Below are 5,628 nucleotides of genomic sequence, written 5' to 3'. Positions count from 1 at the left end.
AGGCAAAAAAAAACCCAATCTGTGTTCCAGATTGGGTTTAGAAAAAAAGAGCTGGCATCGTGCTACTCTCCCACATTGTCGCCAATGCAATACCATCGCCGCAAGAGGACTTAACTTCTGAGTTCGGAATGGGATCAGGTGTGGCCCCTCTGCTATAAACACCAGCAAAAATGTTTATATTAAGGACTTAAACTTTCGTTTAAGTTGTTGGAGTCTTTTAGACTCCTTCGACTTTTTTTGCAACTTACTTCCAATACAAATGGAGAAGTTACTTAAAAGTAGTTCATTCTGTTTACAACTGAATGATTGATTTAATTGATTTTTAGCGAGTTCGTCGCACTCTTAAAAAGAGTAGTCACAGTATAGTTCCAAATATCACTCTCTTACTTATTCAGAGAGCTAGTCTCTCGTTCTCGTTTAAGAGAAGTCTTAGAAACGAAATCTTCGTTCCTTAAAAAGGAAGAAGAAAAATTTAAAAAAGCCTCACGACCTATTAGTACGGATCAGCTGAATACATTACTGTACTTACACCTTCCGCCTATCAACCTCGTAGTCTCCAAGGAGTCTTTAGGGGGCCGAAGCCCCAGTGAAATCTAATCTCGCAGTTTGCTTCCCGCTTAGATGCTTTCAGCGGTTATCAATTCCGAACATAGCTACCCTGCACTGCCACGGGCGTGACAACAGGAACACCAGAGGTTCGTCCATCCCGGTCCTCTCGTACTAAGGACAGGTCTGCTCAAATTTCATGCGCCCACAGAAGATAAGGACCAAACTGTCTCACGACGTTCTGAACCCAGCTCGCGTACCACTTTAATTAGCGAACAGCTAAACCCTTGGGACCTGCTCCAGCCCCAGGATGTGATGAGCCGACATCGAGGTGCCAAACTCCATCGTCGATATGGACTCTTGGATGGAATAAGCCTGTTATCCCCGGAGTACCTTTTATCCGTTGAGCGATGGCCCTTCCACGCGGGACCACCGGATCACTTTGGCCTGCTTTCGCACCTGCTCGACTTGTAGGTCTCGCAGTCAAGCCCCCTTATGCCAATGCACTCGACGCCTGGTTTCCAATCAGGCTGAGGGGACCATCGCGCGCCTCCGTTACTTTTTGGGAGGCGACCGCCCCAGTCAAACTGCCCACCAGACAGTGTCCCTCTGCTCGTAAAGAGCAGCAGGTTAGATTTCAAAGGTGCCAAGGGTGGTATTTCAAGGTTGACTCCACCATGGCTAGCGCCACGGCTTCAAAGTCTCCCACCTATCCTACACATGCCAACTCTAAAATCACTGCCAAGCTACAGTAAAGGTTCACGGGGTCTTTCCGTCTTTCTGCGGGTACTCGGCATTTTCACCGAGAATTCAATTTCGCGAGGCATTTGGTCGAGACACCGGAGAAGTCGTTACGCCATTCGTGCAGGTCGGAACTTACCCGACAAGGAATTTCGCTACCTTAGGACCGTTATAGTTACGGCCGCCGTTTACTGGGGCTTCGATTCTCAGCTTCGCTTACGCTAACTAATCCTCTTAACCTTCCAGCACCGGGCAGGCGTCAGTATGTATACTTCGTCTTGTGACTTTGCACATACCTGTGTTTTTGATAAACAGTCGCTACTCCCATTTCTCTGCGACCCGAAAAAGCTTGGGGAGTAAATCCTTACACTCTCTCGGGCACACCTTTTCCCGAAGTTACGGTGTTAAGTTGCCGAGTTCCTTGACCAAAGTTCACCCCATCGCCTTAGGATATTCACCCCACTCACCTGAGTCGGTTTACGGTACGAGCTAACAAATCTAAATTTACGAAACTTTTCTTGGATGCATGGCTTTTCACACTTCCGGGACAAAGTCCCTCGCATTCACACCTCAGAGTTACGACCAGCGGATTTGCCTACTGATCCTCCTACATGCTTACACCTCAATCCAATAAGAGGCTGTGATATCCTACACCGTCATTCCTTAAACACAATTTGCTAGGTAACGGAATATTAACCGTTTTGCCATCGATTACGCCAATTGGCCTCATCTTAGGTCTCGACTAACCCTGGGAGGATTATCCTTGCCCAGGAATCCTTGAGTTTTCGGCGCCCGGGTTTTTCACCCGAGTTCAACGCTACTTATGTCAGCATGATCACTTCTAGTTCGTCCAGCTGTCCTACCGGTCAACCTTCATCCTATACTAGAACGCTCCCCTACCACTAAAATATAAAATATCTTAATCCAAAGCTTCGGTAACACGCTTAGCCCCGTTGTATCTTCCGCGCAGAGTCACTAGACTAGTGAGCTATTACGCTTTCTTTAAAGGATTGCTGCTTCTAAGCCAACCTCCTAGTTGTCAAAGTAACTCCACAACGTTCTCCACTGAGCGTGCATTTAGGGACCTTAGCTGTTGGTCTGGGCTCTTTCCCTCTCGACTCATGACCTTATCACCCTGAGTCTGCCTGCTGAGGAACATATCTGCGGCATTCGGAGTTTATTTGGGTTTGGTAATCCGGTAAAGACCCCTAGCCCATTCAGTGCTCTACCTCCGCGATACTTTATTACTCAACGCTATACCTAAATATATTTCGGGGAGAACCAGCTATCACCCAGTTTGATTGGCCTTTCACCCCTAATCACAGATCATCAAAAGAATTTTCAACTTCAACTTGTTCGGTCCTCCACGGAGTGTTACCTCCGCTTCAACCTGTCCATGATTAGATCACCGGGTTTCGGGTCTATGCCTGCAAACTAAATCGCCCTATTCAGACTCGCTTTCGCTACGGCTCCACCTGCAACGGCTTAACCTCGCTTGCAAACATAACTCGCTGACTCATTATGCAAAAGGTACGCTATCACCCATATAAAGGGCTCTAACTGCTTGTAAGCTTACGGTTTCAGGTTCTATTTCACTCCCCTCTCGGGGTTCTTTTCACCTTTCCCTCACGGTACTTGTTCTCTATCGGTCACTAAGGAATATTTAGCCTTATGAGGTGGTCCTCACAGATTCCCACAGAATTTCACGTGTTCTGTGGTACTCGGGATGCCGCTAGGGCCTTCGAAGTTTTCGAGTACGGGGCTATCACCCTATCTTGCCAGACTTTCCAGACTGTTACTCTAACTTCTCCGGTCCCACATCGCGGTCCCACGACCCCTAACTCAAATTAATGAACTAGGTTTAGGCTCTTACCCGTTCGCTCGCCACTACTAGGGTAATCTCGGATTTGATTTCTCTTCCTGAGGGTACTGAGATGTTTCACTTCCCCTCGTTTGCTTCAAACAACTATGTATTCATTGAGTGATACCATAAATGGTGGGTTTCCCCATTCGGAAATCTCCGGATCAAAGTGTGTGTGCCACTCCCCGAAGCTTATCGCAGCTTACCACGTCCTTCATCGCTTCTTAGTGCCAAGGCATCCACCGTAAGCCCTTTGTAGCTTAAAAAATTGGAACTAACCTCGCTAAAAATCAACTAAATCAATCTATTCAATTGTCAAAGAACGAAAAACTTCATTCAAACTTTATCAAGTGTCATCTCTTCGTAAACTTCGTTCTTAATTTCTTAAGAACTTAGTTTTTTCTAACCTTCTACCTAAGAACCTCAGGTAAAAATCCTACTTCAGCGCGAGCTGAAGTGTAGATCAGTGGCCAACTTTAAAGTGGTCTGCTTCGCAGACACACCTTTAGCTTAAGTTGGTGGGCCGGGGAAGACTCGAACTTCCGACCCCACGCTTATCAAGCGTGTGCTCTAACCAACTGAGCTACCGGCCCTTGTTAGAAACTGGCTCGTACTTAAGCCAAAGAGATTTCACTCTTTCAAAACTAAACAGCTAGATAAGATTTTTTGGGACTCACTCACGACTAAGACTTAATTAGTCGGAGTTGACCTAAGATGGGTGTCATTTAGATCGAGAATATTATTTAGAAAATTAATCCTAAACAGAGCTCGAAATGCTGATCACCGATATCCTTAGAAAGGAGGTGATCCAGCCGCAGGTTCCCCTACGGCTACCTTGTTACGACTTCACCCCAATCATCGACCATACCTTGGGCGCCTGCCTCCTTGCGGTTAGCGCAGCGACTTCTGGTACAGCCGACTTTCATGGTGTGACGGGCGGTGTGTACAAGGCCCGGGAACGTATTCACCGCGGCATTCTGATCCGCGATTACTAGCGATTCCAACTTCATGATCTCGAGTTGCAGAGATCAATCTGAACTTAGATGGCTTTTAAGCGATTTGCTCCACCTTGCGGCTTCGCTTCACTCTGTGACCACCATTGTAGCACGTGTGTAGCCCTAGGCATAAGGGCCATGAGGACTTGACGTCATCCCCACCTTCCTCCGGTTTAACACCGGCAGTCCATCTAGAGTGCCCAACTGAATGCTGGCAACTAAATGCAGGGGTTGCGCTCGTTGCGGGACTTAACCCAACATCTCACGACACGAGCTGACGACAGCCATGCAGCACCTGTGTACCGACCCTTGCGGGCGACGACATTTCTGCCAGTCTTCCAGTACATGTCAAGCCTAGGTAAGGTTCTTCGCGTTGCATCGAATTAAACCACATGCTCCACCGCTTGTGCGGGCCCCCGTCAATTTCTTTGAGTTTTAATCTTGCGACCGTACTCCCCAGGCGGGATACTTAACGCGTTAGCTTCGTCACTGAAGGGGTCAATACCTCCAACAACAAGTATCCATCGTTTATGGTGCGGACTACCAGGGTATCTAATCCTGTTTGATCCCCGCACTTTCGGGTCTGAGTGTCAGTGTGTAGCCAGTTAGCCGCCTTCGCCTCCGGTATTCCTGTTGATATCTACGTATTTCACCACTACACCAACAATTCTACTAACCTCTCTACCACTCAAGCTTCGCAGTATCGAATGCACTTCTGGGGTTGAGCCCCAGGCTTTCACACTCGACTTACAAAGCCACCTACACCCGCTTTACGCCCAATGATTCCGAACAACGCTAGGATCCCTCGTCTTACCGCGGCTGCTGGCACGAAGTTAGCCGATCCTTTCTTACAGGGTACCTTCATTGTGTTATTCCCCTGCGACAGAGCTTTACGACCCGAAGGCCTTCATCACTCACGCGGCGTCGCTGCATCAGAGTTTCCTCCATTGTGCAATATTCCCTACTGCTGCCTCCCGTAGGAGTCTGGACCGTGTCTCAGTTCCAGTGTGACTGATCATCCTCTCAGACCAGTTAAAGATCGTCGCCTTGGTGAGCCGTTACCTCACCAACTAGCTAATCTTACGCGGACTCATCTTAGAGCGAAAAACCTTTGACCCCTATAGCCGCAGCTACTGTGGTCTTATGCGGTATTAGCTAATCTTTCGACTAGTTATCCCCCACTCTAAGGCAGATTATCCACGCGTTCCTCACCCGTGCGCCACTAGTACTCACCCGAAAGCTTTCCCCGTTCGACTTGCATGTATTAGGCACGCCGCCAGCGTTTGTTCTGAGCCAGAATCAAACTCTCCAGTTATAATTCTGTCTAGAAGCAAACAACTAGCTTTATCTCATCAACCGAAGTTGATTCGACCGCTTATTTGTTTGTTCGAATATATATTTTTGAAATTGTGAAACTTGATTGCTCAAATTTCGAGAGCCCAAAAAATCTATCTATCTAGCTATTCAGTTTTCAAAGAGCGAATT

General features: G+C 47.6%; 1 tRNA gene and 3 rRNA genes. All 4 read right to left on the bottom strand.

What is annotated here, in order from left to right:
- Positions 1 to 49: 49 nt before the first annotated feature.
- Positions 50 to 166 (bottom strand): 5S ribosomal RNA (rrf, locus tag AZI86_RS18675).
- Between the two features lie 306 nt (positions 167 to 472).
- Positions 473 to 3,414: ribosomal RNA gene (locus AZI86_RS18670) — 23S ribosomal RNA — on the bottom strand.
- Between the two features lie 250 nt (positions 3,415 to 3,664).
- Positions 3,665 to 3,741 (bottom strand) — tRNA-Ile (locus AZI86_RS18665).
- A 203-nt stretch (positions 3,742 to 3,944) separates the two neighbouring features.
- Positions 3,945 to 5,458: ribosomal RNA gene (locus tag AZI86_RS18660) — 16S ribosomal RNA — on the bottom strand.
- Together the 16S, 23S and 5S rRNA genes with 1 tRNA gene alongside form the textbook arrangement of a ribosomal RNA operon.
- Positions 5,459 to 5,628: the final 170 nt, after the last annotated feature.

This window comes from Bdellovibrio bacteriovorus (assembly GCF_001592735.1).
GTDB classification, from domain to species: Bacteria; Bdellovibrionota; Bdellovibrionia; order Bdellovibrionales; family Bdellovibrionaceae; genus Bdellovibrio; species Bdellovibrio bacteriovorus_D.
This window is presented reverse-complemented; position numbering and strand designations above follow the sequence as displayed.